The organism is Rhizobium sp. FKL33 (assembly GCF_005222915.1).
Taxonomy (GTDB): domain Bacteria; phylum Pseudomonadota; class Alphaproteobacteria; order Rhizobiales; family Rhizobiaceae; genus Rhizobium_E.
The window spans coordinates 101,485-126,415 of sequence record NZ_STFX01000023.1 but is presented as its reverse complement, the minus strand read 5'-3'; the positions used below and the strand labels follow the sequence as shown (position 1 = coordinate 126,415).

The 24,931-nt window shown below is 59.0% G+C and carries 17 protein-coding genes and 1 pseudogene; 6 read left to right on the top strand and 12 right to left on the bottom strand.

All coding sequences use genetic code 11. The features are described 5' to 3' along the window. Positions 1-39: 39 nt before the first annotated feature. Both E8Q41_RS15175 and mnmD read right to left on the bottom strand, forming a co-directional pair. Positions 40-798 carry a hypothetical protein gene (locus tag E8Q41_RS15175; protein ID WP_137156390.1) on the bottom strand — a complete coding sequence of 253 codons (759 nt, stop codon included), beginning with the start codon at positions 796-798 and terminating at the stop codon, positions 40-42. A 147-nt stretch (positions 799-945) separates the two neighbouring features. After that, positions 946-1,671 (bottom strand): tRNA (5-methylaminomethyl-2-thiouridine)(34)-methyltransferase MnmD, encoded by a 726-nt coding sequence (gene mnmD, locus E8Q41_RS15170; protein ID WP_137156389.1) that lies wholly within the window; start codon positions 1,669-1,671, stop codon positions 946-948. Here mnmD and E8Q41_RS15165 point away from each other — a divergent pair. Then, positions 1,670-2,899 (top strand): FAD-binding oxidoreductase, encoded by a 1,230-nt coding sequence (locus tag E8Q41_RS15165; RefSeq protein WP_137156388.1) that lies wholly within the window; start codon positions 1,670-1,672, stop codon positions 2,897-2,899. The two genes, mnmD and E8Q41_RS15165, sit on opposite strands and share 2 nt — an antisense overlap. Before the next feature lie 257 nt (positions 2,900-3,156). Next, positions 3,157-3,621: a hypothetical protein gene (locus E8Q41_RS15160; protein ID WP_137156387.1), complete on the top strand. Its 465-nt coding sequence runs from the start codon at positions 3,157-3,159 to the stop codon at positions 3,619-3,621. Between the two features lie 80 nt (positions 3,622-3,701). Here E8Q41_RS15160 and E8Q41_RS26145 read toward each other — a convergent pair whose 3' ends face one another. The 4 genes from E8Q41_RS26145 to E8Q41_RS15140 are packed head-to-tail and all read right to left on the bottom strand — an operon-like array spanning position 3,702 to position 11,002. Then, positions 3,702-5,363 carry a calcium-binding protein gene (locus E8Q41_RS26145; RefSeq protein WP_137156386.1) on the bottom strand — a complete coding sequence of 554 codons (1,662 nt, stop codon included), beginning with the start codon at positions 5,361-5,363 and terminating at the stop codon, positions 3,702-3,704. Positions 5,364-5,409: 46 nt separating this feature from the next. Further along, a complete protein-coding gene (locus E8Q41_RS26140) occupies positions 5,410-7,059 on the bottom strand; it encodes a calcium-binding protein (RefSeq protein ID WP_137156385.1) in 1,650 nt (549 codons plus the stop codon). Positions 7,060-7,117: 58 nt separating this feature from the next. Next, a complete protein-coding gene (locus E8Q41_RS15145) occupies positions 7,118-8,683 on the bottom strand; it encodes a hypothetical protein (protein ID WP_137156384.1) in 1,566 nt (521 codons plus the stop codon). Positions 8,684-8,731: 48 nt separating this feature from the next. Next, a complete protein-coding gene (locus E8Q41_RS15140; protein ID WP_137156383.1) occupies positions 8,732-11,002 on the bottom strand; it encodes a calcium-binding protein in 2,271 nt (756 codons plus the stop codon). Positions 11,003-11,226: 224 nt separating this feature from the next. Between E8Q41_RS15140 and puuE the strand changes: the two genes are divergently transcribed. Then, positions 11,227-12,150, top strand: coding sequence for an allantoinase PuuE (gene puuE, locus E8Q41_RS15135; RefSeq protein WP_137156382.1), 924 nt, complete (start codon positions 11,227-11,229; stop codon positions 12,148-12,150). A gap of 239 nt (positions 12,151-12,389) precedes the next feature. Here the strand turns inward: puuE and E8Q41_RS15130 are convergent, their stop codons facing one another. Together E8Q41_RS15130 and E8Q41_RS15120 are read right to left on the bottom strand one after the other, a co-directional pair. Next, a complete protein-coding gene (locus E8Q41_RS15130) occupies positions 12,390-14,300 on the bottom strand; it encodes a PhoX family phosphatase (protein ID WP_137156381.1) in 1,911 nt (636 codons plus the stop codon). A 481-nt stretch (positions 14,301-14,781) separates the two neighbouring features. After that, positions 14,782-17,016, bottom strand: coding sequence for an NACHT domain-containing protein (locus E8Q41_RS15120; protein ID WP_137156379.1), 2,235 nt, complete (start codon positions 17,014-17,016; stop codon positions 14,782-14,784). Between the two features lie 314 nt (positions 17,017-17,330). On the opposite strand from E8Q41_RS15120, the pseudogene E8Q41_RS15115 reads away from it, so the two are divergent. Next, a pseudogene (locus tag E8Q41_RS15115) lies at positions 17,331-17,654 on the top strand (type II toxin-antitoxin system RelE/ParE family toxin). A 13-nt stretch (positions 17,655-17,667) separates the two neighbouring features. Further along, the gene (locus tag E8Q41_RS15110) at positions 17,668-17,967 is read left to right on the top strand and encodes an addiction module antidote protein (protein WP_137156378.1); all 300 of its coding nucleotides are present in this window, start codon (positions 17,668-17,670) and stop codon (positions 17,965-17,967) included. A gap of 46 nt (positions 17,968-18,013) precedes the next feature. Here E8Q41_RS15110 and E8Q41_RS15105 read toward each other — a convergent pair whose 3' ends face one another. The 3 genes from E8Q41_RS15105 to E8Q41_RS15095 form a co-directional block, all read right to left on the bottom strand. Continuing rightward, the gene (locus E8Q41_RS15105; RefSeq protein WP_137156377.1) at positions 18,014-19,057 is read right to left on the bottom strand and encodes an NAD(P)-dependent alcohol dehydrogenase; all 1,044 of its coding nucleotides are present in this window, start codon (positions 19,055-19,057) and stop codon (positions 18,014-18,016) included. Between the two features lie 185 nt (positions 19,058-19,242). Next, complete coding sequence (locus tag E8Q41_RS15100; RefSeq protein ID WP_137156376.1) at positions 19,243-20,775, bottom strand: M10 family metallopeptidase; 1,533 nt, start codon at positions 20,773-20,775, stop codon at positions 19,243-19,245. 165 nt (positions 20,776-20,940) lie between these two features. Beyond that, positions 20,941-22,479, bottom strand: a complete 1,539-nt coding sequence (locus E8Q41_RS15095; protein ID WP_170976499.1) for a M10 family metallopeptidase C-terminal domain-containing protein — start codon at positions 22,477-22,479, stop codon at positions 20,941-20,943. 332 nt (positions 22,480-22,811) lie between these two features. Between E8Q41_RS15095 and E8Q41_RS15090 the strand changes: the two genes are divergently transcribed. Further along, positions 22,812-23,102 (top strand): hypothetical protein, encoded by a 291-nt coding sequence (locus E8Q41_RS15090; RefSeq protein ID WP_137156374.1) that lies wholly within the window; start codon positions 22,812-22,814, stop codon positions 23,100-23,102. A 15-nt stretch (positions 23,103-23,117) separates the two neighbouring features. Here E8Q41_RS15090 and E8Q41_RS15085 read toward each other — a convergent pair whose 3' ends face one another. After that, positions 23,118-24,920 carry a methyl-accepting chemotaxis protein gene (locus tag E8Q41_RS15085; RefSeq protein ID WP_137156373.1) on the bottom strand — a complete coding sequence of 601 codons (1,803 nt, stop codon included), beginning with the start codon at positions 24,918-24,920 and terminating at the stop codon, positions 23,118-23,120. Positions 24,921-24,931 lie beyond the last annotated feature (11 nt).

Here is a 24,931-nt window from a genome sequence, read left to right as displayed (position 1 = left end):
CAAAAAAGCTCCCAAATCAATGGCAGCCTTGAATCATCATCAATCCCAAAGCGGAAGCCCGTTTATGAGTATACGGCCTAGCTTTTGAAAATCTGGCCTGCGTTTGTCCAACATGTCCTCAAATTTCGACATTGCCTCGTTGACGGGGTCGTAAGGCAGAAACGGCTTCATCAACTGACTGTTGTTCCTAAGGGCTTCTTTGGAAATTATCGTCACATTTTCATCGGAGATCTTAATCGTTTCATTTTTGGTCCATTCTTCGCGCATTTTGTCGCGGTCGAGGATAATGCTAACATAACCCTCTTGGTCGTCTTCTGAACTGATCGCGTATTTCTCTGACGGCGTTAATCCAATCTTTTTTTTATAAACCAACGACTCGACATCTATGTTTTTCTGGATGACCGCAATTGCATCGATGCCTTCCAAGAAATACTTTTCAAAGTCAGTGCTTTTTATGATATTGTTTGCAGGTTTTGCTCCTTTCATCGTTTTCAGGAAAACGGTAAGGCCGTCTTCCGTAACGGAGAGCGCCCAAGTATCGCCTTGACGATCCCGGTATACATAATCAGTAATGGCGATGCGCGTACCCGCAGGAAGGTATGTTCTTCGTGTCGTTGCGTCGGCTTCCGCTAGTGGGTCTTCTAAAAATACGTCCACAAGCCGAACGCTGGTACTTTTAGTAACTGCATACTCTACGATCGTTACCTCATTTCCAAAGAGAGACAAAGCTAAAGAAGTTGAAGGAGACATTGTGATTGCCGCAAATGCGAAAAAAAGGAACGCACATTTATTGAACATGTCGCTAACGCCCTCTTGGAATATGTGTCTGTGTGACAACTCTGATTTGAAATTAGCAACTTGTAAATAGTGTCCAAAAAAATACGTCAAGGTATCCGTTGCCGTCGACGAATGCCTAGTTAAATTGTGTTGTTGGCACGTTTGGCTTTACGCAAAAGTTTCGGGTTTTGTTCCCCTGAGCATTTCCCGCTTCCCCGCAAAGCCCGGCCGCCGCTCCACCTTAAAGCCGGCGGCCATGAGATTGCGACGCACGAAGCCGGCGGCGGCGTAAGTCGCAAAGATGCCGCCGGGCCGCGTATGGTCAAACACCGCCGCCATCAGCTCCTCGGACCACATGGCCGGATTGCGGGACGGCGCGAAGCCGTCGAGATACCAGGCGTCGAACAGATCCTCGCGCGCGGAAAGCCGGTCCAGCGCATCGCCGACGATCACCCGCAGCGTCACCTCGGGCGCGAAGGCCAGCGTCACGTCGGCCTCAGGCTTGTCAGGCCAGAGCGCCAGGAGATCGTCGCGCTCGCGCGTCAGCTCCGGCCAGCGGCTCAGCGCCTTTGCGATCGCTTCCCGCTCCATCGGATAAAGTTCGAAGGAGGTGAAGCCGAGCGTCCCCGGCGCTTGTCCCGCCGCGCGCGCAACCCGCCATGTCCTCAGCGTCTCGCAGAAATTCAGCCCCGTGCCGAAGCCGAGTTCGCCGATTGCGAAAGCCCCGCCCGGGGACCAGCGGTCCGGCAGGTGGTTGGCGCCGAGAAACACATGGCCGCATTCGGCGCGGCCGTCGCTGCGGCAATAAAAATGATCGCCAAACAGGGTCGAATAGGGCATATCGCCCTCGATCCAGTCCAGCTTCGCGTCTTCAGCAGTATCCGTGGTGTCCATGTCGAAAGCCGATAATCCGCCCGCCGCGTCCGGTCAATTCACAACCGACATTCTCATCGTGGGCGCGGGCGTCATGGGCCTCTGGGCGGCGGTGAAGGCGGTCGACGCCGGCTATGCGGTGACGCTGATCGACCGCGCCCGGCCGGGCGCCGGCGCGTCGGGCGGGCTGCTCGGGGCGCTCTTTCCCTGGATGCCCAATCACTTCGGCAAAAAGAAGAAATTCCAGTTCGACGCGCTTCTGTCGCTGCCCGATCAGCTCGCGCCGCTGGAAGCCGAAACCGGCCTCTCCGCCGGCTACGCCAGGGTCGGCCGCATCATTCCGCTGCCGAAACCGCATCTGCGCGCCATTGCCGAACGCCACCAGCAGGACGCCGCATCGGCCTGGACGACGCCCGATGCCGCCTTCCACTGGCGCGTCTCGGACGCCGCCGCGGTCCCCGGTTATATCGACCCCGCTTTCGCAGACGGCGGCTATGTGCATGACACGCTCGCCGCCCGCGTCAGCCCGCGCGGCCTCGCCTCCGTGCTCGCCGCCTGGCTCAGAGGTCGGCCGAATGCCCGCCTCTTCACCGGAACCGAGCTCGAAAGCATCGACGCCGCAGCCGGCCGCGCCCGCCTCCGCGCCTCGGGCGCAAGCCCGGCGGAAGAAGGCGGCGAAGCCTATGGCGGCGACATCCTTTTCGACCGCCTCGTCCTCGCCTCCGGCGTCGACGCCTTCACGCAATTGGAACGCCTGCTGCCGCCCGTCAACAAGCCGCTGGGGCAGGGGGTGAAAGGGCAGGCCGCCCTCATCGCCGCCGATCTCGACCCCGGCCTGCCGGTGGCTTTCCTCGACGGCGTCTATGTGGTGCCGCATGCCGGCGGCCCAAATGCCCGCAGCCATGTCGCGGTGGGCTCGACCTCCGAAAACAGCTATGACGACCCGTTCGCCACCGACGCCCAGCTCGACGACGTCGTGGAAAAAGCCCGCGCGCTCATCCCCGCGCTGCGCGAGGCTCCGGTCATCGAACGCTGGGCCGGCCTCCGCCCCAAGGCGATCGGGCGCGACCCCATGCTCGGCCCGCTGCCCGACCACGCCAACATCCTCGCCATGACCGGCGGCTTCAAGATCTCCTTCGGCGTGGCGCATGCGCTGGCCGATGTCCTGGTCGAGATCATCGAGGGCCGCGAGCCCGAGCGCCTGCCCGACAGCTTCCGGCTTCAGGCGCATCTCGCCGAGGCGGGATAATGTCGGGGATTGCCGCCGGGACCTCATCCGACCCGGTCGATCCCGCCCATCGGGCGCTGTAGCCAGTTTCCGCCGGTGCGCCCGGCGCAACCTGAAATCCGGGCCGATCACGATGGCGACGAGTGCCGCCCGCATGGCTTTTCCCCACTGAACATGATCGGCTTTCCGATCTGAATCAGAGGGCGGCGTCGATGATCCGATTGACGCGGCCTGCGCTTCCCCGATACTTGCCGTCAATCGGAATGGGGACTGCGAAAATGGAATTTGTCAAAGCCGCGGCCAGAGTGTTGGCGGGCGTGTTGTTCGGCGCGCTGGCAGCTTTTGCGCTGGCTCCGGCTGTGGCGGCGTTCGGTTCGTCGGACGCCGATCCATCGCCGTTCTTCGCCCCGGCCGTGGTGCTTGTCTCGGCGATCCTCACCTTCCTCGCTCCGACGATCAGGAAAGCCTTCGGGCGCGGCTTTCTGATGGCGGGTCTGAGCTTTTTCTCCCTTCCCGTCTCCACGATCCTGCTCACCGGCCAGTCGCTCCTCGACGTGATCATCCCGGGCGACGCCGCCGCGCCCGGCGAGGCGGCGCTGTTGACGGGTGTCGTCGGCTTGGCGGTCAGCGGCTTCGTCACGCTGGTCAGCCTCGGCGCCGGCGCGATCTTCGTCGTCATCGGACTTGTCCTGATTTTGGGCGGGAGTCGCCGTGAGGACGCCGTCGATCGGCCCCGGCGGTAAGGCCGCTGCCGTTCGTTGACGCGTATCCTCGCGCTGTTCGATCTGACAATCCTCATATCGCCAACGCAGGTTTGGGGACGTCAAAATAAAAACATGCTGTCGTCGAGGTCGTCGCTGCTGACGCTGTCAAGCGTGATTGAGCCTTCGTCCAGTGTGATCGTCACATGCCGATTGTTGCCGTCCATGTGTTTCTCGACGTCGGAAAAGGATTTCACAGACGCCACACCGGAGAGATCGATGACGTCGTGGTTGGGCCCAAATGCAAAATCATGAATCCGGTCGACGCCGAAGTCATTTCTGAACACGAAACGATCGACGCCGTCGCCGCCAGTCAGCTTGTCATCACCTGCCCCACCGGCAATAACGTCATTGCCCTTGCCGCCGCCGATCGACAGGTTCTGGTCGCTGTCGGAGTCCTGGTGAATATTGTCGTCGCCCTTTGAGCCGGCAATCCGGTAAATGTTTCCTCCACCAAATTCCACTTTAGAGAGATCCAGTTCCCCGGCCTCTGTAATACCGAGCATTCCACTCTTGCCGCGCAGCCGGATGAGATCAAAGTCGCTCAATTGTTTCGCTGTTGCCAAAACGTTGTAAACATCAAGGATTTCAGCTTGGATTTTGTCGTTCGACTTCAGTGTTCCCTCATTAAACTTCAGCGTATCCACTCCGGATCCACCCTTGTAATTCAAGGATATATCGTCAAATATTGAATATCCTTTCGAAACGGCCAAAATGTCGGCGCCTTCTCCACCGGAAATGATGCCGGTAAATGGCTTCTCATTCCGCAACGCGAAGATTGTGTCATCCCCATCCCCGCCGTAGACCATGTCCCCTCTGTTGTGCGCCGAAATTTGATCGTCACCCTCGCCGGCGTAAACAGTGTCGGCGTCCGCCGTATCTCCGGTAGAGAGTTTGTCGTTCAGTCTCGTTCCGTAAATGGTGTCGAAGCCTTCACCCCCAATTACGTTTCGGCCCTGAAGCACATCGTCGCCGTAGCCGCCCTGCAGGGTCAAACCTTCGGTCTCGCCCAGCTTGATGATGTCATCGCTGTCAGAACCGAAGATATTGAAGTTAAAGCGTTCGAAAATTTCCGGAGATCGGAAATCTGTCCGGTTGGAAAAGTAGAGATCAAACGGCTTTCCCTTGAAGCCAATCTTATCAAAGTTATCAAGGAATTCGTCCGTCGTTTTGAGGTCAACATTCCATGAATAAGAGTTGTTAAAGACCACGCGCTCGACCGTATCCACATTCAGATCTTCTAAAGTGAAAAGAGTTGACGCTTTCAAAACCAGCGTATCGTTTCCCGCGCCGCCGCTTATGGTTCCCGCATCAACAGGTTCCTTTATGGTGATCGTATCGCTGCCGTCGCCGCCATAGGCATTGCCGCATTCGCGGATTTCGATTGTGTCGTTGCCGGCGCCGCCGATCGCCGTCGACAGTTCCTGCGTGTCGAAATCTCCATAAAGGTAGATATAGTCGTCCCCGCCGTCGCCATAGAGAGCGTCGGGCGAAATGCCGCCATACAGGCTGTCATCACCGTTTCCACCATGCACTGACATGTAATAATTGCCGAACCACGGATCGTCTTCGTGATCTCTCAGGATATCGTCACCGTCACCGAGATCTGCGAACACGAAGGCTGAATCAATGGGCTTCTTGTCCAGGTTGACCCTGTCGTCGCTTGCGGAGCCGGTAATTGTATTGCCGTCGATGGTGACCAGCTTAGAGATGTATCTTGTCATTGTTAGAAATCCGTTGTGCCACGCGCCGAGTCAAATCGTGAAAAGGTCAGAAAATCAGGTTGTTGGCGTCCAACGTCCAGTTATAGCTATCAAATTCGACCCGAAGTTCGGATTTGCCCATATGGACGATCAGGACATAATAGAGATCATCGACGATAATGTCGGAATGCGCTTTGAGATCGTCGATGTCGCGGATGGTTTTCGAGTTCGAGAAATCGAGTCGATCTTCTTCTTTCGCATTGGTCGAGAAATCCGTGATCGTATCGTGCCCGATACGGTCGCTGAGATAGATCGTATCGACGCCGCCTCCGCCGTCTATCGTCTCGTTCCCGGCTGTTCCGCGGAATTGATCGTCGCCGCCTTGCAAATAAACGCCGAGGTTCCGACCGTCTATGCGGGTGTGTGAGAGATCGATGGCATTGTCTTCGTCGCTGCCATTGACCCAGAATTTTCCGTTGATGCGCGTTGGCGCCAGCAGTTCACCGTCTGTCACCGCTACCTGGCCATTTCCTGTCACGTCGAGCAAATCGACGGCGTTCAGCGCCGCAGCGGGTCCCGATAGGTCATGACCTCTGAGGATCTCGACATCGAGCACCGTCTTGTCGCCCAGCCCATGCGCTATCTCGAGAATATCTTTTCCGGCTCCTCCCACGACCGTGCCATCGACGCTGTCCATTTTGAAGAGATCGTTGCCGCCGCCGCCGTAAAATGATCCTTCGATATCATGCAAATAAGTTGTTTCGGCTATGAAGACGTCATTGCCGGCGCCGCCCCAGCCGGACCCGTAATTGCCGATGAAAATGAGGCGGTCGTCTCCGGCGTCGCCATATAGCTTGTTGAGATCGCCCTCCTTGAACATGGTGTTGGAAGACGTGTCCTCGGAATACAATGTATCGTCGCCCCTGCCGCCATAAAGCGTATCGATCCCAGTTCCTCCGACGATGACATTGTCGAGATCGTTGCCGTAGAGGAGATCATTGCCGTCGTCGCCCGCCAGCCGAAGATCGTTTTGAGCGCCGCGCAGATTGATGACGTCGTCGCCTCGGGTTCCCATGATGGTTCCGCCAAAGTCACCGTCAAGAAAGCCCTTGCCGATGCGGGCTCCGTCACCGGTTAAATGAATAGAGACGTCGTCATCATGGAAAGAGGAAACCGAGCCAAGCAGGCTCATGATGTCCTGAGACAGATAGATCGATCCTTGAACGGCGAAATGCTCCACGTCGGTGAAAGATCGCGAGAAAAGCAGCGTCTTTTCCAGCGACAATTCAGATCGGCTGCTAATGACCATCGTATCGTCGCCTGCGCCTCCGTTAACGGTGGCGTTGTCTTGCAGACTACGAAAGAAAGTGTCGTCCCCATCTCCGCCTTCGATATAGGCCGCCGCGGAAACCCGGATAACGTCATCACCGTCGCCACCGTACAGGGAGGCATTGGCGCCGCGAGCCGTGATCAGGTCGTTTCCGGCTCCTCCCATCAGGATATCGCGACCTTTCGAACCCAGTATGACATCGCGCCCGTCGCCGCCATCAATGACAACCCCGTTTGCCTTGGTGTTGACGACGGAGATCTCGTCATTCCCCCCGTAGCCCAAAATCGTCGCCCGTTTGCTCTCCTGGCCCGGAGCCTGGAGAATATTGAACGAGATGACGTCGTTTGACTGTGAGCCGACGACCGTTGTCTGATCCCAAGTATACATGAAGCACCGCCACGATATTGAGGAGGCGGCTCACCAGCCGCCGTTCACGAAAAAATGCCTAGAAGATGAAGTGTTTCGCTTGCAGAAGGTCGTCCGCCGCACCAATGTGTAATTGGTTTCCGTCCCCGAAATCGATGGTGAGGTCGTAAGCCGGGCCGGTTAGATAGCGCTTCAGATCGGTGAAGTTCTCGATATCTTTCACCCGGGAAAGATCGATCACGTCGTGGTCGCTTCCGGATGTGTCAATGATGAACTCGTCCTTGCCCAGAATGGACCGGACCACAAATACATCTCTTCCATCTTCGCCGTAAAAGGTGTCGTTGCCTTTGCCACTGATGAAGGTGTCATCGCCATCATCACCGAGCACGACCGAACCACCTGAGCCTGCAAAGAACGTGTCGTTACCTTCACCGGCAAAAATTCTCGTCGCGTTGGTGACGCGTCGCATGTCGTATTCTGTGTCTTGGTTGGATCCATAGAGATCAGCAGTCTGCTTGCTGCCGCGCCAGCTCAAATCGCCTCCATCGGACAGGGTTATGTGACCGCGAACGGTCATCGGGTCCCGGCTGACTTGCAGATCCGTGATTGTGCCGAGGAATTCGGTCGCAACGATCAATTCGCCTTTGAAGACGAGTTTGTCGACGTTGCCGACTACGCCAGACAGGTTGCCGCTCGCCGCCAAACTGTCATAGCCGCCTCCGCCTTGGATAACCAGTTCGGTTTTCCGAGTCAGCTTCCCGATTTCGAAGTGATCGTCGCCAGCGTCGCCATAGAGAGCCACGTTTCCGGTTTTTTTCGTGAAATTGACGACGAACCGATCGCTGCCGCTACCCCCATGCGCCTCATCGCCGTCATTGTTGAGGATGAGCTTGTCGTCGCCGCTATCGGCGCGAATGAGATCGGATCCGCTTTCGCCGCCGATGACATCGTCGCCGTCGCCGCCGACCAGCGTGTCGTTGCCGCTTCCGCCCCAAATAACGGCGTCCACGTCGTTGCTACGCAGATAGTCGTTGCCTTCTTTACCGTCGAATTGAAAAGCTGAGCCGTTGCCAGACATGTCGAGACGGTCGTCGCCGTGTGAGCCTTTCAGTCTGTAATGATCAATGACATCATCGAAGGTAATGTGCGACATGTCATGAGCAGATCCAAGTTGAATGGTGGCGCTGGAACCTGCGGCGGCGATCTCCGTGACGGAGGATAGATCCAGACCCGACAGGTCTACAGAGCCTCCGACGATTATCTTCTCAAAGCCCGACGATTTCGCGTCGATGCGACCGGAAAATTTCAGCGTGTCGAAACCGTCGCCGCCCTCAATGACATCAAATTTGTCATTCTGACCCTGAACGCCATGGTCCGCCACCGACGATATATAGTCGTCTCCAGCGCCGCCGCTTAAAGTGTCCCGCGCTTTGGAATCAAAGATGTAGTCGTCACCGCCTTCGCCATAGAGAGAAGATCCCGTTTCTTTGGCCACGAGATCGTTTGCGCGAATGATATCGCTGCCATCGCCGGCCATAACAATATTATAGAGATGTAGCTCGTTGTTTTCTCGTTTGTAAAGCGTGCGCAAGGTGTTGTTGTTGGCGTCGCCCTGTACCACGAATCCCTTGATGAAATCTGTCATATTGCGTTTTCCGTCTCAGATGCTCGCATGGTGTCGTAGGATCGGCCTCTATGAGAATGTGAAGTGCTCCGCGGACAGATCTCGTGCGGTTACATTCTTGAGGATGAGCACATTCTCCCAATGCATCGGATAGGCCGAGACAATGGCGTCAAGGACGATCATCGTATGGTCGTTATTTTGCTTGATCCTGCCATTGAGATCTCCAAAAGCGTTGAAAGCCCCAAAGCCCGAGAGCTCTATGATGTCACGCTCAGGTCCATCTGTTTGGAAGTCCCTGACTGTGTCGCCTTCGCTGGCCGGTGTGAAGATAAAGCGATCGGATCCCTCCTCGCCATAGAGGTTATCGCCATCCGGGCCTCCCTTGAGGACGTCATCACCGGCGCCGCCGAAAATGTTGTCCCAGTGGTCGCCTCCTTCGAGAATATCGTTCCCGCTTCCTCCCAAGAGAAAGTCGCCGCCATCGCCGCCCGTCAGATGGTCGTCGCCGTTTTGGCCGTAGATTGAGTCTTTTCCGTTCTGGCCGGAGATGGAGTCTTCTCCGTCGCCGCCGAGCATGCGCTCTCCCAGGTCAGTGCCGATCAGGCTGTCATTTCCTCCGGCAAGATCGTAACTCCAGCGAAACTTGGAATTGGCAAAATCGAGAATATCCGCGTCTTCCGAGCCGCGAAGTAGACCCTGATTGCCTGTCGACGCCCTTTTCCAGGTCAGTTCTCCTCCCTCCGAGAGATTGATCCTGAAATAGCGTCCGATATCGTAGACAAGAGATGTTTCGATCCTGTCGAAGCTGTCGAAGGTATCCGCGTCTCCCGTGGTGGACTTGACGACGCTGAGCACTTCAACGCCGGTGAAATCAAATGACGAGAGGTCACCCGTCGCCCGAACCAGGTCTTTCCCAGCTCCGCCGTCAATCGTGCCGCCGCCTTTTCCATGACCGGCCGCAAGCTTGGCGACATCGTCGCCATCGCCGAAGTCAATCTTCACACCGTTCTGGAGTTGTTTGGTGTCGATGTTGAGCAGATCCGCTCCATCTCCGGCATCGACGATATCGGCTCCTTCGAAAACTCGGATGACATCGTCGCCGGCCCCCGCCACGATCGTGTCATCGCCTTTCCCGCCCGAGATCGTGTCACGAACGCTGGAGCCGACGAGGTAGTCGTTTCCGTCTTCTCCGTCGAGGTCAAGTGCGCTGAAATAGCCAATCACCCGGTCGTTGCCATCGCCCAGAAACAGTGAAAGCTGTTGTTCCGACGACTTCAGATCGATCGTATCAGCCCTGTCCGACCCGTGAATGTCGATGTGGCGGGCAAGGGTCGGCAGATCGTCAAGGGTGACGGCCTCGGTAAAGAATATGTCTCCACTGCCGTTGATATGATCAAATTGTTGAAAAAATGCGGTATTGACCGAGATTGTTGCGGAATTGGATGTTGACAGATTTAAAGTTTCAAAATTCGTTATACTGATCTCGGTGAGATCTCTCTTAATTTCGCCCAGGCGGAGTTGGAGAGTGTCCTTGCCTTCGCCGCCGTCAAAAACGCCTTTTGCCCAATTATACTCCACGATGTCATTGCCCGCCATGCCGAGCACCGTCTCTGAAAGGTCGGAGCCGTACCAGCGTACTCCGCCATTGCTCAGATAGTCGTCTCCGGTTCCCCCTTGGATAAAGTCGGCGCCGTAGCCGCCCCAAGCACTTAAGCGACCGCCACCTGCGATGATGACGTCAGCTCCATAGTTGGCGTTGATTGATGCGTTTATGTTTATCCCGGTCAGGTCAAGGCGGTCATCTTCGTCAGAGCCCCAGATAGTTTGCTGGCCGCTGGTATTGACGAAGTTTACCCCCGCTAGGTCGGTCTGATCCTTCATCTTCAAGATTGCCGCGCCAGTGTAAACGGCTTCGAACCGATGCAGATCCCGGTTGGAGATCGTGGTCGAAAGGTCCAATTTTAACGCCTCGAAGCTCTTCAATCGGTTGGCGCGGAATGTGCCGTAAAGGACCAATGTGTCAAAGCCTTCGCCACCGTCAACGACGCTGTCCGCATTGTCCGAGCCGATCCTGACTTGCACAAGATCATCGCCTGCTCCACCATCGACGGAAACGGTGGTGGTGCTCCCCATTTCCATTTCAACACTGTCGTCGCCATCGCCGCCGATGATCGTCAACGGCGGACTATCTTCGGAGCCAACAAGGAATGTGTCGTTGCCGCCAAGCCCATTCAACGTGGTGTAATAGGTCGTGGTGTCTGTCTTCTTGTCGTAGATCGAACTGTAGGAGAGTGTGTTTTCGCCTTCGGTTCCATCAACCGCCGCATATTGCTTTTTCATGCGCAATGGGTCTCTTTCAATATATGAACGGCTTGTTGAAAAAGCTGACTTTATTTCAACATTGTTCCAACCATCACGGTTTTCAATTGCCGCGTCAACCTGAGAATGTAACGAAATATTAAGTTGAAAGGGTCGCGTCGGAGGTTTTCCGAACCCCTCGACAAATCCGCCACACCGCTCTAGCCTTGCCGCACTGCAAAAGACAAAAGAACGAGGCGGAACAGATGATTGTCGATGTGAAGACCAGCCGGGATCTCGTGGGTTACGGGCGCAATATCCCCGATCCGCAATGGCCTGATGGAGCCAAGGTGGCGGTGCAGTTCGTGCTGAATTACGAGGAGGGCGGCGAGAGCTGCATTCTCGATGGCGACCCGGCCTCGGAGAACCTGCTGTCGGAAATCGTCGGCGCGGCGGCCTGGCCGGGGCAGCGCAATCTCAACATGGAATCGATCTACGAATATGGCTCGCGCGCCGGCTTCTGGCGGCTGCATCGGCTGTTCACCGAGCTTGAGGTGCCCGTCACCGTCTATGGCGTGACGCTCGCCATGGCCCGCAATCCCGACGCCGTCGCCGCCATGAACGAGGCCGGCTGGGAAATCGCCAGCCACGGCTATCGCTGGCATGAATACAAGGATTATCCCGAAGAGGTCGAGCGCCAGCACATTCTCGAAGCCGTCCGGCTGCACACGGACGTGGCCGGCGAGCGGCCCTATGGCATGTATCAGGGCAAGCCGTCGATCAACACGCTGAAACTGGTGATGGAGGAGGGTGGTTTCCTCTATTCCTCCGACAATTATTCCGACGATCTGCCCTTCTGGGTGCCCGATCACAAGGGAAAACCCTTCCTGATCATCCCCTACACGCTCGACACCAACGACATGCGGTTCGCCACGCCGCAGGGCTTCAATTCCGGCGACCAGTTCTTCACCTATCTGAAGGACGCCTTCGACGAGCTCTATCGCGAGGGGCAGGCGGGCTCGCCCAAAATGATGTCCGTTGGCCTCCACTGCCGCCTCGTCGGCCGCCCGGCCCGCGTGGCGGCGCTGCGCCGCTTCGTCGAGTATGTGAAGGGTCACAAAGACGCCTGGACGCCGACGCGTCTCGATATCGCCCGGCATTGGCACGCGCATCACAAGCCCAGTTGGTGAGGATGGAGGGGCGGGCTGGCGGCGGTTGCGGTTGTGGCCACCCCCCTCTGGTCTGCCGACCATCTCCCCCTCAAGGGGGGAGATCGGCCAGAAGCGCGACCATCGCCCAGCCATGGGCGTTGAGATGGCGGAAGCCGGCGCCCCATCCAATCTCCCCCCTTGAGGGGGAGATGCCCGGCAGGGCAGAGGGGGGTAACCCCAGCCTCAAACCCTGAACGCCGCCTCAAACCCTCAGCGGCTCACGCCCCCACCGCGCCGCCGTCCTCCTTGCGGATCGCCACCACCGAGGGACGCGGCAGCGTCCCCTTGAAGTCGGGCCACAGCGTCGTCGCCTTGTCCAGCGTTTCGGCGTCCTCGGCCGGATGCTGCACCGAGACGAACAACGTCTTGCCGTCGGGGGTGAAGCAGGGGCCGGTGGCCTCGGCGCCGGCCGGGCAGGTGAACAGCAGCTTCGGCAGGCCGCGCGCCGGGCCCTCGGTGTCGACGCCATAGATGCCGTCGGGCAGGCCGAAATCATTGGCGCCGTCGGTCGCCACCCACAGCCGGCCCTCGGGATCGAAGGTGATGTTGTCGGGGCAGACGAACCAGCCGTTGTCGGATGTTTCCGGATGGAAACTGGCCTTGGTGGCGGCGTCCTTGGGATTGCCGGCCAGCACGAACAGGTCCCATTGATAGACATCGGCCGTGTGATCGGCCTCGGCTCCGCGCCCGCCGGGCGGGATCATCTCGACGATATGCCCCCAGAGATTTTCCGGCCGCGTATTGGCCGGGTTGAGCTTGTCCTGCTCGCGCTTCTTGTTCTTGGTCATCACGGCATAGACGCGGCCGGTCACCGGATTGGTCTCGAAATCCTCCGGGCGGTCCATCGGCGTCGCGCCCACCGCATCCGCGGCGAGACGGGTCTTCAACAGCACGTCTGCCTGCGAGGCGAAACCGTTTTCCGCCGTCAGCTTGCCCTCGCCATGGACGAGCGGCAGCCAGTGCAGGCTTCCGTCGGCGTCGAAGCGGGCCACCGACAGCACGCCCTCGTCGAGAATGTCCTTGCCGGTTTCGGGCCGGGCTGGGTCGTAGGCCGCCTTGGTGACGAAGCGATAGGTGTATTCGAAATAGTCGTCGTCGCCCATATAGACCACGATGCGGCCGTCCTTGTTGCGCACCACGGTCGAGGCTTCGTGGCTCATGCGGCCGAGCGCGGTGCGCTTGATCGGCGTGGATTGGGGATCATAGGGATCGATCTCCACCACCCAGTCGAAGCGGTTGGGCTCGTTGGGCTCCTTGTCCATGTCGAAACGGTCGTGGAAGCGGGCGCGGCCATAGATGTCGGAGCCGTCGAAGCCGTAGCGGTCGAGCACGGCGGCGATGGGCGAGGCGGAGGTCTTGCCGCCGAATGTGTCGGAGGCGCCTTCCTCGCAGGTCAGCACCGTGCCCCAGGGCGTCACGCCGCCGCCGCAATTGTAATTGGTGCCCTTGACGACGCGGCCCTCCGGATCGGCCTTGGTCTTGACGAGGTCATGGCCGGCGACGGGCCCGGAGAGATGCATCTCGGTTTCCACCGTCAGGCGGCGGTTATAGGGGCTGTCCGTGACGATCGCCCAGCGCTCGCCGTCCATCTTCACCTCGACGATCGAATGGCCCATGGCGGCCATGCCGAAATCCACCTGGTCCTTGGTCATCTTCTGGCCGGCGTCGTCTTCGGTCATGCCGGCGAAGATCACATTGGGCGAGATATATTCATTGTTGACGCAGAGCAGGCCGTGATCGGCCGAGTTCGATCCCTTCGGCAGCGGCATGAAGGCGATATAGTCGCAATTATAGCCGAAGCGCAGGAGCTGCTCGACGGCGGTGGGAACCGCGCCGGCGAACTCTGCGACGTCTTTGGCCATCGGATCGCCCCAACGGGCCAAGACCTCGGCCGTGTAGCCCGGCGCCACCGCCATGTCCTTGTCATAGACGCGCTTCAATTCGGTAAAGCCGAGAGAGGAGGCGGCGGACGCCGCAAAACTCTCGCCGGCAAACAGCGAGCCGACGAAACCGCCGCTGGCCGCCACCGCGCCGAAGGTCGCCACGCCCGACAGGAAAGAACGCCGCGACACGCGTTCCGCGATGATGTCGCGAATAACCGGGGAAGATGTATTGGGACAGTCCGTCATGGCTTTGCTCCTTGAAAAAAGCGGGTCATCATGACCGCGCGCCTGTCTAGCAGCGGCGTGTGACAGCCATTCCGTCGCTTTGCCGGCGGTGCGTTCGGAGTTTCGCAGTGCCCGTCTTCTTTCTCCAGCGCCTCGACCCTGCGACCGGATCCGCCCTGGCGGAAGCGCGCTTCGAGATCAAGGAGGATGACGGGCTGTCATCATGACGTGCTGCCGCGACTGCGGCCACCCCCCTCTGGTCTGCCGACCATCTCCCCCTCAAGGGGGGAGATCGGCTAGAAGCTCCCCCATCGCCCAGCCACTGCCGTCGAGATTGGGCACGCCGGCGCCCCATCCAATCTCCCCCCTTGAGGGGGAGATGCCCGGCAGGGCAGAGGGGGGTAACTCCGGCCGCAGACGCCTGCTGTGGCCACCATTGCAAAAAAACTCATAGTTTAAGGTCGTTAAATTAGACCAGGATTCAATCGCGGTTCACAATCGTCTAAAACTCGTCAACCTGTTGCCAAATGGAATCGGTACTAGCCGACAGTTGATCAAGAATCGATTGCATGCGTCTAGTATGGGATCGAACTGGCGAGTAAACGCTCCCCTCGTCCCCTTTGAATGTGGTAAGCAAGCCCTCTTTCAGCATCAAATTGAGAATCCGAGTGGACAGGCCGCGACCGGCAATCGTTCCCAACCCGCGTAGCAGGGCCTCTTCCTTCCTGCCTGCGCCTTTCTGGAAAAAAGTCTTGCGGATGATGGTGATCAGAATTTCGTGTGCTGGCTTGAGGCCAATCTTGCGAATGCGCGACACACTGGCAACTGAGTCAAACTCTTCAGCTTCGAGCTTTGACACCCAAGAGGGAAGTGCTGTTTGTGACGAAATCCCAGTCACTTTAGGTGAAATACACCCGTCAATCCTGACGTTGACGCAGCCTTTCGCTGGAAATGCAAGTTCGCCAATGTATCCATCTGTGATTGTCAGGTTCCGTAAAGGCCTTTCATCCAGCGGCAGAAACAGGAACTCTCCTCCGCTAAGCGTAAGCCCCTCGAAATCCATTGGGGTTTCCGCTCTTCGTGATAGGGCGCCAACGATATCACTTGCGAGAACCTTGTTTCCGTTCTTTGCTGCGCGGCTCGCGATCTGGAGTTTCGTCTTTTCGCTCAAATTTTGATCAGACGCCAAGATTCGCTGGCCGAGGTCGTCCAATGGATTGGTCCAGTGGTTGCTTGTAGCTTCGATGATCTCTTGGTCGCCGTTGACGCCTATGAGGGCGACGTCTTTTGCACGAAGCCCGTCAAGGATGTAGATGTCGACAAATTGCCGATCATTCGATTCCGGTCCAACTCGGCCGAGGCTTGGTAAGCGTTGGAGCATAATCGACGCTTCCTCAACAGGCGCTGCCCCGGTCGCAGCCTCGAACGCACCTTGGAGTTCAGCAAGCGATATCGGGCCGACGTTCGAGGGCTTTGCTCGAGTTAAGCGGGCGAGGTGTATAAAAATTCGCAAAATTGTGGCGGCGTCAAAAGATACGTGGATGTTGGCATCTCTTTGACACAGGACATTGATGAAGTGGTTCCAAAAAGAGATCTCGTTACCACGTTCACCAAACATGCTTTCGAGCTGGTCTGTTGCCAGTTCACTGATGGTTTGACAAATAAGAGGCCGCCGAGGGAGCCAATCCGGTATATCGACATCAATATCCCGATTTTGAAAGTATTCGAGAAGTTCGCTATCGCTGAACTCATTTTTAGACCTGACCACAACGGTGTTGTTCGGTGACATGCCTAACGCCGAATACATCTCTTCCATACTAGGGAAATAGTGTTCTCGGCCTGCAACTAATGTGCCGCCACCGTTTGATTGCACAATGTCTTTGACGCCTTCGAGGGATTTCGCCCTGATGAGCTTCAGCTTGCTGTTATCGTTGCTCCACGCTTGCGAGCCAATTTCGTCAAACCCATCAAGCAGAAAAACAAGAGAATTTGCGCGGAATGCTTTGATCGCGCTGCTTTCGAGCCCATCCAAACCCAGATCCGCAAAGTGACGCCTGATGAGTTCGCCACTCTGGCGAAGTCCCCAAGACTTTCTAAGATCTATTGCGATCGGGTAGCAAAAATCGTCCGTAGCAGTCCCGCTAATAATACTAAAAACTTCACGGATGCAGCGACTTTTCCCGCTCCCATACTCCCCAAGTAGTATTACATTGCGGCCACTTCTCAAAAGGTCTGCGACATCCTTCGAAGAAATATCTCCCTTCTTCCCGTCCACCAAGTATCTCACCGGCACATACTTCGTCTCATCGGCTTGCCCCGTTAAGGGGTTGATTGAGCTACCGAAAGGTGCGGAGGAGCGAGCGCTTCCATAAGTGTTGAAATCGAAAAACTGTTTGCTGAATTCTTCAAAAGAAACTACGTGAATGTTGTGGTCTTTGCCGGCATCTTTCATTGCAGGAGTAACTGGCCCATTTACGACACAGAAACACCGTGCAAGAACTCCCTTGATAAAGGCAGCGGATTTTGCAGTCTGCAATTTCACAACATCTTCGCGCACTTTGTTCAAGCTGCGCTCGACGGTAATCTCAACAAAACACTCAATTTCCGCGTCAAGGACGGTCACCCCGTCGATGTTCACACCGCCGACGCGCTTCGGTGTGCAGGGCCTAGACCAAATATAGCTTGCAATATCCCTTACTCGATCTTCGAAAGTCGCCCATTCACGCTTCTTGGTCATTCAGCACACCTCAATATGAAACGCAGCATGTCTCTGTTATTATATCCACTCGCCCGATGAGTGGTACTCCGCATTTCGAAAATACCTCTCGTTGTCCACTGTTCTTAGCTGCCGAAGCAGCTACAAAGCACCATCAGCACGTTTTATATATCGAAATTACATCCGCATTTTAGGCGGACCCATCCGATCCTGGCCGACCCGGCCTTGGAGCCTCAGTCTCCCGGCGCGGATTGGCGCCTCGACCGAAAGACTTTGTCAGTTCATAGTTGTCATATCTCCGGATCATGCTTTTCGTTTTTAAACGAAGGTGATATATGTTTGTCATACGCCATTATCTGACCAAAGGCGGGGCGGATCTTGTTGCCGAATGGCTTCGAGACCTGCGCGACGTCAGGGCCAAGGCGGCGATCATCAGGCGTATCAACCGTCTCGAGCTCGGAAATTTCGGGGACCACAAAGCGCTTTGAGATGGCGTGCATGAATTGAGGATCGACCTGGGTCCCGGTTATCGCCTCTATTATGCTCGCGCCGGCGATACACTGGTCCTGCTCCTCTGCGGCGGCGACAAGCGTAGTCAGGAAACGGATATCGACCGCGCCTGCGCCTGTTGGCGAGACTGGAAGAGCCGGAGCCAATGATGAGGAGTAGGTCATGAAAGACCGCAGTCACGACGACGCGATGGCGGACATCTTCAGGGAAGATCCGGCGCTCGCCGCCGAAACGCTCGACCAGATTTTCGCAGACGGCGATCAGGCCGAACTGATGATCGCACTCAGGCAGATGACATCGGCTTTCGGCGGCGTCCCCGCCGTCGCGCAGGCGGCCGATCTCAATCCGACCCAGCTCTACCGGACCCTGTCCGACAAGGGCAATCCCGAGCTTCGCGGCCTGTGCGCCATCCTGAAGGCGATGGGGTTGCGGCTCTCCGTGCGTCCGATCGACGCCGGCTGAGAAAAGTGGAGCGCGCCGCCTTATCGCCGCCGCGCCCCCGGTCGCCTTACTTGAGCGTGGCGATGTCGATGACGAAGCGGTAGCGCACGTCGCTCTTCAGCACGCGCTCATAGGCTTCGTTGACCTGGTCGATGGAGATCGTCTCGATTTCGGAGACGATGTCGTGCTGGCCGCAGAAATCCAGCATTTCCTGGGTTTCCTTGATCGAGCCGATCATCGAGCCGGCCAAAGTGCGGCGGCCGCCGATCAGCGAGAAGGCGTGCACCGGCACCGGCTTTTCCGGCACGCCGAGCAGCACCATGGCCCCGTCGACCTTCAAGAGCGACAGATAGGCGTTCCAGTCGATGTCGGCGCTGACGGTGCAGAGGATCAGGTCGAAGGTTCCGGCGAGTTTCTGGAAGGTTTCGGCGTCGGACGTGGCGTAGTATTCCTTGGCGCCGAGCTTCAGCCCGTCTTCCTTCTTCGACAGCGTCTGGCTGAGCACGGTGATGTCGGCGCCCATGGCGGAGCCGAGCTTGACGCCCATATGGCCCAAGCCGCCCATACCGACGATCGCGACCTTCTTGCCGGGGCCGGCGTTCCAGTGCTTGAGCGGCGAATAGAGCGTGATGCCGGCGCAGAGCAGCGGCGCGGCCGCGTCGAGCGGCAGGTTTTCGGGGATGGAGAGCACATAGCCTTCCTTCACCACGATCGTGTCGGAATAGCCGCCATAGGTCGGCGTCTTGCCGTCGGCTTCATAGCCGTTGTAGGTGCCGATCAGGCCCGGCAGATATTGCTCACTGTCGAGGTCGCGGGTCGCGCATTGCGTGCAGGAATCGACGAAGCAGCCGACGCCGACATGGTCGCCGACCTTGAACTTGGTCACCTTGGCGCCGACCTCGGTCACCACGCCGGCGATTTCGTGGCCGGGCACCATCGGGAAGATGGAGTTGCCCCATTCGTTGCGGGCCTGGTGGATGTCTGAATGGCAGATGCCGGAATATTTGATGGCGATGACGACGTCGTCGTCATTGGGGGCCCGACGCTCGAAAGTGAAGGGCGTGAGCGGGCTCGTCGCATCGGTGGCGGCGTAACCTTTGGCGATCGGCATGGATAACCTCCTGATCGGCTGATGTCATGAATGCGCCCGCGACGAAGAAAAACGGCGGGCAGGAAAGGGCCTGTCGGATATAGGTCGCCAGGACAGGCCCGCAAGACCGGAGCCGAAATAATGAGACTGAAATAAAAAACGCACCGGGACAGGCCGTCCCGGCGCGTGGTCGGCAGAGCGGCGGCTCACACCACCAGAATGTCGCCGGCGCCGAGGTCGACGTCGCCGGTGAAACGGGCGATGAGCAGCTTGTGGGCCCCGCCTGCGCCGTCGGCGTCGTAATAAAGTGCATCGCGGCCGGCATTGTAGATCAGACGGTCATCGGCGTCCTTCGCCGCGGAACCCAGCGTGAAGACATCGTCGCTGACTGCGCCGTTTTCAAGCGCCGTGAACACGGAGCCGTCGAGCTGCAGCATGTCTTCGCCGGCCGCGAAGCCGATGATCAGCGCCGCGATCTTGTCGGTCAGGCTGCCGTCGAGAAGATAGGCGTGGCCGCCGGCGCGCGCCATGTCGTTGGCCCGCGCATATTCGTAGACGCCGTCCTTGAACTTGAAAAATTCGATATTGGTCACCCGATCCGTACCGTCGTCGAAAGCGCCTGTCCCTGACGTTTGTGTCAGGACGACGGCCGAGCCGGGATAGCGGATGGAGTAATCGTCGAGATTGGCGTGATAGACCACCTGGTCGTTCGCGCCGCCGCCGCCATTGATCTTGTCGTCGCCGCCATTGCCGGTGAGAATGTTCTTCGCGCCGTTGCCGGTGATTACATCATTTCCGTCGCCGCCCACGGCGTTTTCGATCACCGCCGTCTTCACCGTGCGGTTGGAGGCCATGGTGATGCCGGCATAGACGCCGGAGACATAGCTGATCCCGCCGCCGGCGTCGCTCGCGCCTTCCTTCAGCGAGGCGGGACGCAGATCGAGAAAGGCGCGCCGGTCGCCGTCATAGCGCAGCGTGTCCGTGCCGCCGGTGTCCCAGGGCGTTGTCCAGTAGCCGTTTTTGTCCGACAGCGTATAGACATTGTTGCCGGTATTGGACTGCTTGACGCCATAGATCGCCTGGATCGCCTCGATGTCGAAAGCGGCGGGGTCGATGCGGAAGCCATAGGTCTGGCTGTGTGGGCCGAGTTCTCCCGCTTTCAGCCTGATCGAGCCATCGGCGTTGAAGCTGTAATTGTCGTTATACGACATGATCGTATAGGTGATGTGGTCATAGGTCTTGTCGGAATAGACGCTCGAGCCGCCGCCATTGTCATGCGGATGCGCAAGGCCCAAAGCATGGCCGAGTTCGTGCAGCAGCGTCTCGTAGGAAAAGGAACCGGCCTTGAGATCGCTGGGCTCGACCAGCTTGTTCCAGAACCGGCCTGTGGAACTGCCATACCACCAGGCGTCTTCAGGCACTTCGTGATCGGCATAGACGATGCCGTTGCCGCCCCAGGCGCTTTGCGTCACGATCTTTTCGACGAGATCGGCCTGAGAGGCGTCATTGGTCACCTGGAAGCTGAGCCTGGTCACCGAGGTCCATTCGCCGAGCACATTCTGGTAGAATGTCTTCTGCGCCGCCGTCCATGTGTTGATGGCGGTGTCCTGGAAATAGAGTTTCAGCGGCGTATCGCTGCTCCAGGCGTAGATTGTCGAAGAATTGACGCCCTTCCACAGGATGCCTTCGAGAAATGCATTGCCGCCGTCGTCGACGTTGCGCCTGATCACACTCGCCATGTTTCCCCCCGGGCCATGAATCGGTTGCCTTTCGAGGAGATAATTTAGAAACCTTCGGCTGTGTCAAAGGATTTGAAAGGCGCTGAAAGCGTCGCCGACCGATTCACCCAGAAAAAGACGCGCCGGACGGGACGGCGCGCCGAGCCGCGTGGGCGAGAGCCCCGATCAGACCACCAGAATGTCGCGGGCGCTCACATCCACCATGTCGCCGAAACCGGCGACCAGCACCTGTTCGGCGCCGCCCGCGCCATCGACGTCGTAGTAGAGCGCGCGCGCGTCGCGGTCGAAGATCAGCCGGTCGTCGGCGTCCATCGCGTGGTCGCCGAGCACGAACTGATCGGCGTCCAGCCGTCCCTTGTCCAGTCCGTCGAACAACGCGTCTTTCAGCGCGATCGTGTCCTGACCGGCGGTGAAGCCCACCAGCAGCGAGAACATCTTGCCGGCCTCGACGCCGTCGACGTCGAAGGTCAGCCCAGCGGCGCGCGCGCCGGCATCATTGCGGCCGCTGACCAGCGACACATAGCCGTCGGCGAAGTGGAGATATTCGACATTCTTCAGGCGGTCGAAGCCGTCGTCGACCTTCGCCGAGCCCTTCTCGTGATCGACCAGCGTGCCGCCGACGAAGATGCGCACCCAGTATTCGGCATAATGGCCGCGATAATTGACCAGATCGACATCGCCTGCGCCGCCGTCGATGGTGTCGTCGCCGCCGCGACCCGAAATCCGGTTGTCGGCGTCATTGCCGATGATCTTGTCGTCGCCGTCCCCGCCGATAGCGCGCTCGATCACGGCGGTTTTGACCGTGCGGTCGGACGCCATGGTGACGCCGCCATAGACGTCCTCGACATAAGAGAGCCCGCCGCCAGCGTCGACGGCGCCCTGTTTCAGCGAGGCCGGCCGCAGGTCGAGCACGGCGCGGCCGTCGCCGTCATAGCGCAGCGTGTCCGTGCCGCCTGTGTCCCAGGGCGTGGTCCAGTAGCCGTTCTCGTCGGAGAGGCGATAGACATTGTCGCCGCGCGCCGCCTGCTTGACGCCGTAGATCGCCTGGATCGCCTCGATGTCGAAGGCGCCGGGATCGATGCGCAGACCGTAGGACTGATCCACCCCGCCCAGCCGGCCTTCGAGCAACTCGATCTTGCCGTTCGCCAGGAACCGGTAGCCATCGTTATAGGACATGATCGTGTAGACGGAATGATCGTAGCGGGTGCCGGGAAACTGCGAGGAGCCGCCGCCTTTGTCATGCGGATGGGCGAGCCCCAGCGCATGGCCGAGTTCGTGCAGCACGGTCGAATAGATCAGCGAGCCTTCGCGCGCGCCGCCCTCGAGCATCTGGTCCCAGTACCAGCCGCGGGAAACGCCGTTCTTCATCTCGGAATACGGCGTCTCATGCGCACCCAGCACGACGCCGCCATTGCCAGCGCCAAAAAATTTCTGCGGCACGATCGTTTCGATCATGTCGGCCTGCTTGGCGTCGCTGGTCTGCCGGTAGCTGAGCCTGGTCACGTCGGTCCATTGGTCGAAGACCGATTTGAAGAACGTCTTGTCCGTCCAGGTCCAGCTGTCGGCGGCGGTATTCTTGAAATAGATCTGAATGGGCTCGCCATCCCATGCGGCGATCGTGTCGGAATCCGTTTTTTTCCAGAGAATGCTTTCGAGAAAGACGTTGCCGCCGTCATCGATCGTCCGCTTCAACACATTCGCCATTCGTGCGTTCTGCCCATCTATCATGAATCACGAAAGGGATAGATTATAAAACCAGGCGGGGTGTCAAAGGCTTCGATCTATGCAAAACGGGGCGCCCTTGCGCGCGCGATCGGCTCGAGGGAGCGGGAAAGCCCGGCCTTTGCGCTGCGGCGGGCTTGCCATGCGGCCTTCATGAGGTCATAAGGGGCCTGCCGGCGTCCGAGCCCGCGCCTGACGGCGCGTGGCCCGCCGCCGCCCTTGGCCCTCGTGGAACGTCTCCGCGCGTTCCCGGGCGCGGCCGGTCGCCTTCCAGGCTTTCGCCGACGCCATCAGTTTTCGCACCAAGGAACATCATGACCATCGAACTCACCCCGACGCAGATCAAGGCCCTGAAACTCGTCAAGGAGGGCGGCCTTCATCTCGGCGAGGGCAACAAGTGGACGCATCTCAACGCCGAAGTGACCTATCTGAAGCGCGACCGCTTCAAGGAACGCCCGCAGCCGATCAAGACCGTCACCACCACCGTGATCACGCAACTGCGCGACTACGGCTTCATCAAGCCCACCGCCGAAGGCGCCGACGCCGACACTGCCGCCCATGAAATCACCATGGCCGGCAAGATGTGGCTGCTGCAGAACAAGTGACGGACTGCCGGGTCGTCACGCCGCGGCGCGACGACGCTCCTCCTCGACCTTGAACCGGCCCAGCAGCCGGGCGAGATTTTCGGTTTCCTGACGCAGTGTCGCCGTCGCGGCGGTGGTTTCCTCCACCATCGCGGCGTTTTGCTGCGTCATGTGGTCGATCTGGCTGATCGCGCCGTTGATTTCGGAAATGCCGGAGGATTGCTCGCGGGCAAGCGTCGCGACGTCGCCGATGCTCGCATCGATCGTCGCCACGCGCCGGTCGATGCCGGACAGCGACTTGCCGGTTTCCTCCACCAGATGCACGCCTTCGCCGACCTGCTGGCCGGAGGCGGTGATCAGCGCCTTGATCTCCTTGGCGGCGTTGGCCGAACGCTGCGCCAGTTCCCGCACTTCCTGGGCGACGACGGCGAAACCCTTGCCGGCTTCGCCGGCGCGCGCCGCCTCGACGCCGGCGTTCAGCGCCAAGAGATTGGTCTGGAAGGCGATTTCGTCGATCACGCCGATGATCTCGCCGATCTTGCGCGAGGATTCCTCGATGCGGCTCATGGCGGAGATCGCCGAGCCGACGATGCCGCTGGAGGTCGCCGCATCCGTCTTGGCCGCCGCCGCCATGTTTTTGGCCTGATCGATGCTTTTGGCCGACGACTGGATGGTGCGGCTGATTTCCTCGATCGCGGCGGCGGTCTCTTCCAGATTGGCGGCCTGACCCTCGGTGCGCGACGACAGCTGCGCCACCGCCGCGTCGATCTCCGCCGCCGTGCGCGTCACCGTATGGGTGGAGGAGGCGATGTCGTTGAGCGCCTGGGCGAGATTGCCGATGGCGCGGTTGAAATCCTGCTCCAGCCGGGCGTAATCGGCGGGCAGACCGGTCAGCCGCACGGTGAGATCGCCCGACGACATCAGCGCCAGCGCGCGTTCGAATTCGGCCATCACCGCCTGCTGCTTGTCGACCTGGGCCCGGTCTGCGGCTTCCTGGCGGGCGCGGGCGTCTTCGAGCGCCTGCTGCTGGGCGGCGCGGCCGTCTTCCAGCGTCCGGCGTTCGATCACCGAGCGCCGCAGTTCCACAAGCGCGCCGGCCATCTGGCCGATCTCGTCGCGACGATCGGTATGGGCGGCCTCTTCGGAGGCGTCGCCGGCGGCGATCTTCGTCATCGCTTGTTTGAGCGCACTGAGCGGGACGGAAATCGACCGACCGATCATCACCGAGAACAGGATGGTCAGCAGGCCCGCAGCCGCGAGGATCCCGGCGGTCTTGGCCACGCCGTTCCAGTGAATGGCCTCGATGTCGTCATTGTAAACGCCGGTGCCGACGATCCAGCCCCAGGGCTGAAACAGCATCACATGCGAATTCTTGCCGACCGGCGCCTCCGAGCCCGGCTTCGGCCACATATAATCGACGAAACCCTGGCCATTGTCTCTCGCCGTCCGCACGAATTCGCGGAAAATATAGACGCCGTCGGGATCCTTGAGCCCGGAGACATCGGTGCCGTTGAGTTTGGGCTTGGTCGGATGCGCGATCATCCGGGCGTCGAGATCGTTGATCCAGAAATAGCCGTCGGCGCCGTAGCGCATCGCCATGATCTGGGCGATCGCGTCGGCCTGGGCGGCGTCCTTGGTGATTTTACCTTCCGTTTCAAGGGCATGATAACGCTTGAAGATCGATACGGCGTTCTCGTTCATCTGCGCCAGCATCGCCCTGCGCTCGGCCACCACGTCGCCGTAACTCTCTTCGTTTCGGTAGAAAAGCGCTGCGGCGAGGATGACGAGGCAGAAGCCGGTCAGCATGGAAATGCGGAAAAGAACCGAAAAATTTTTCATGCGAGCCCTCT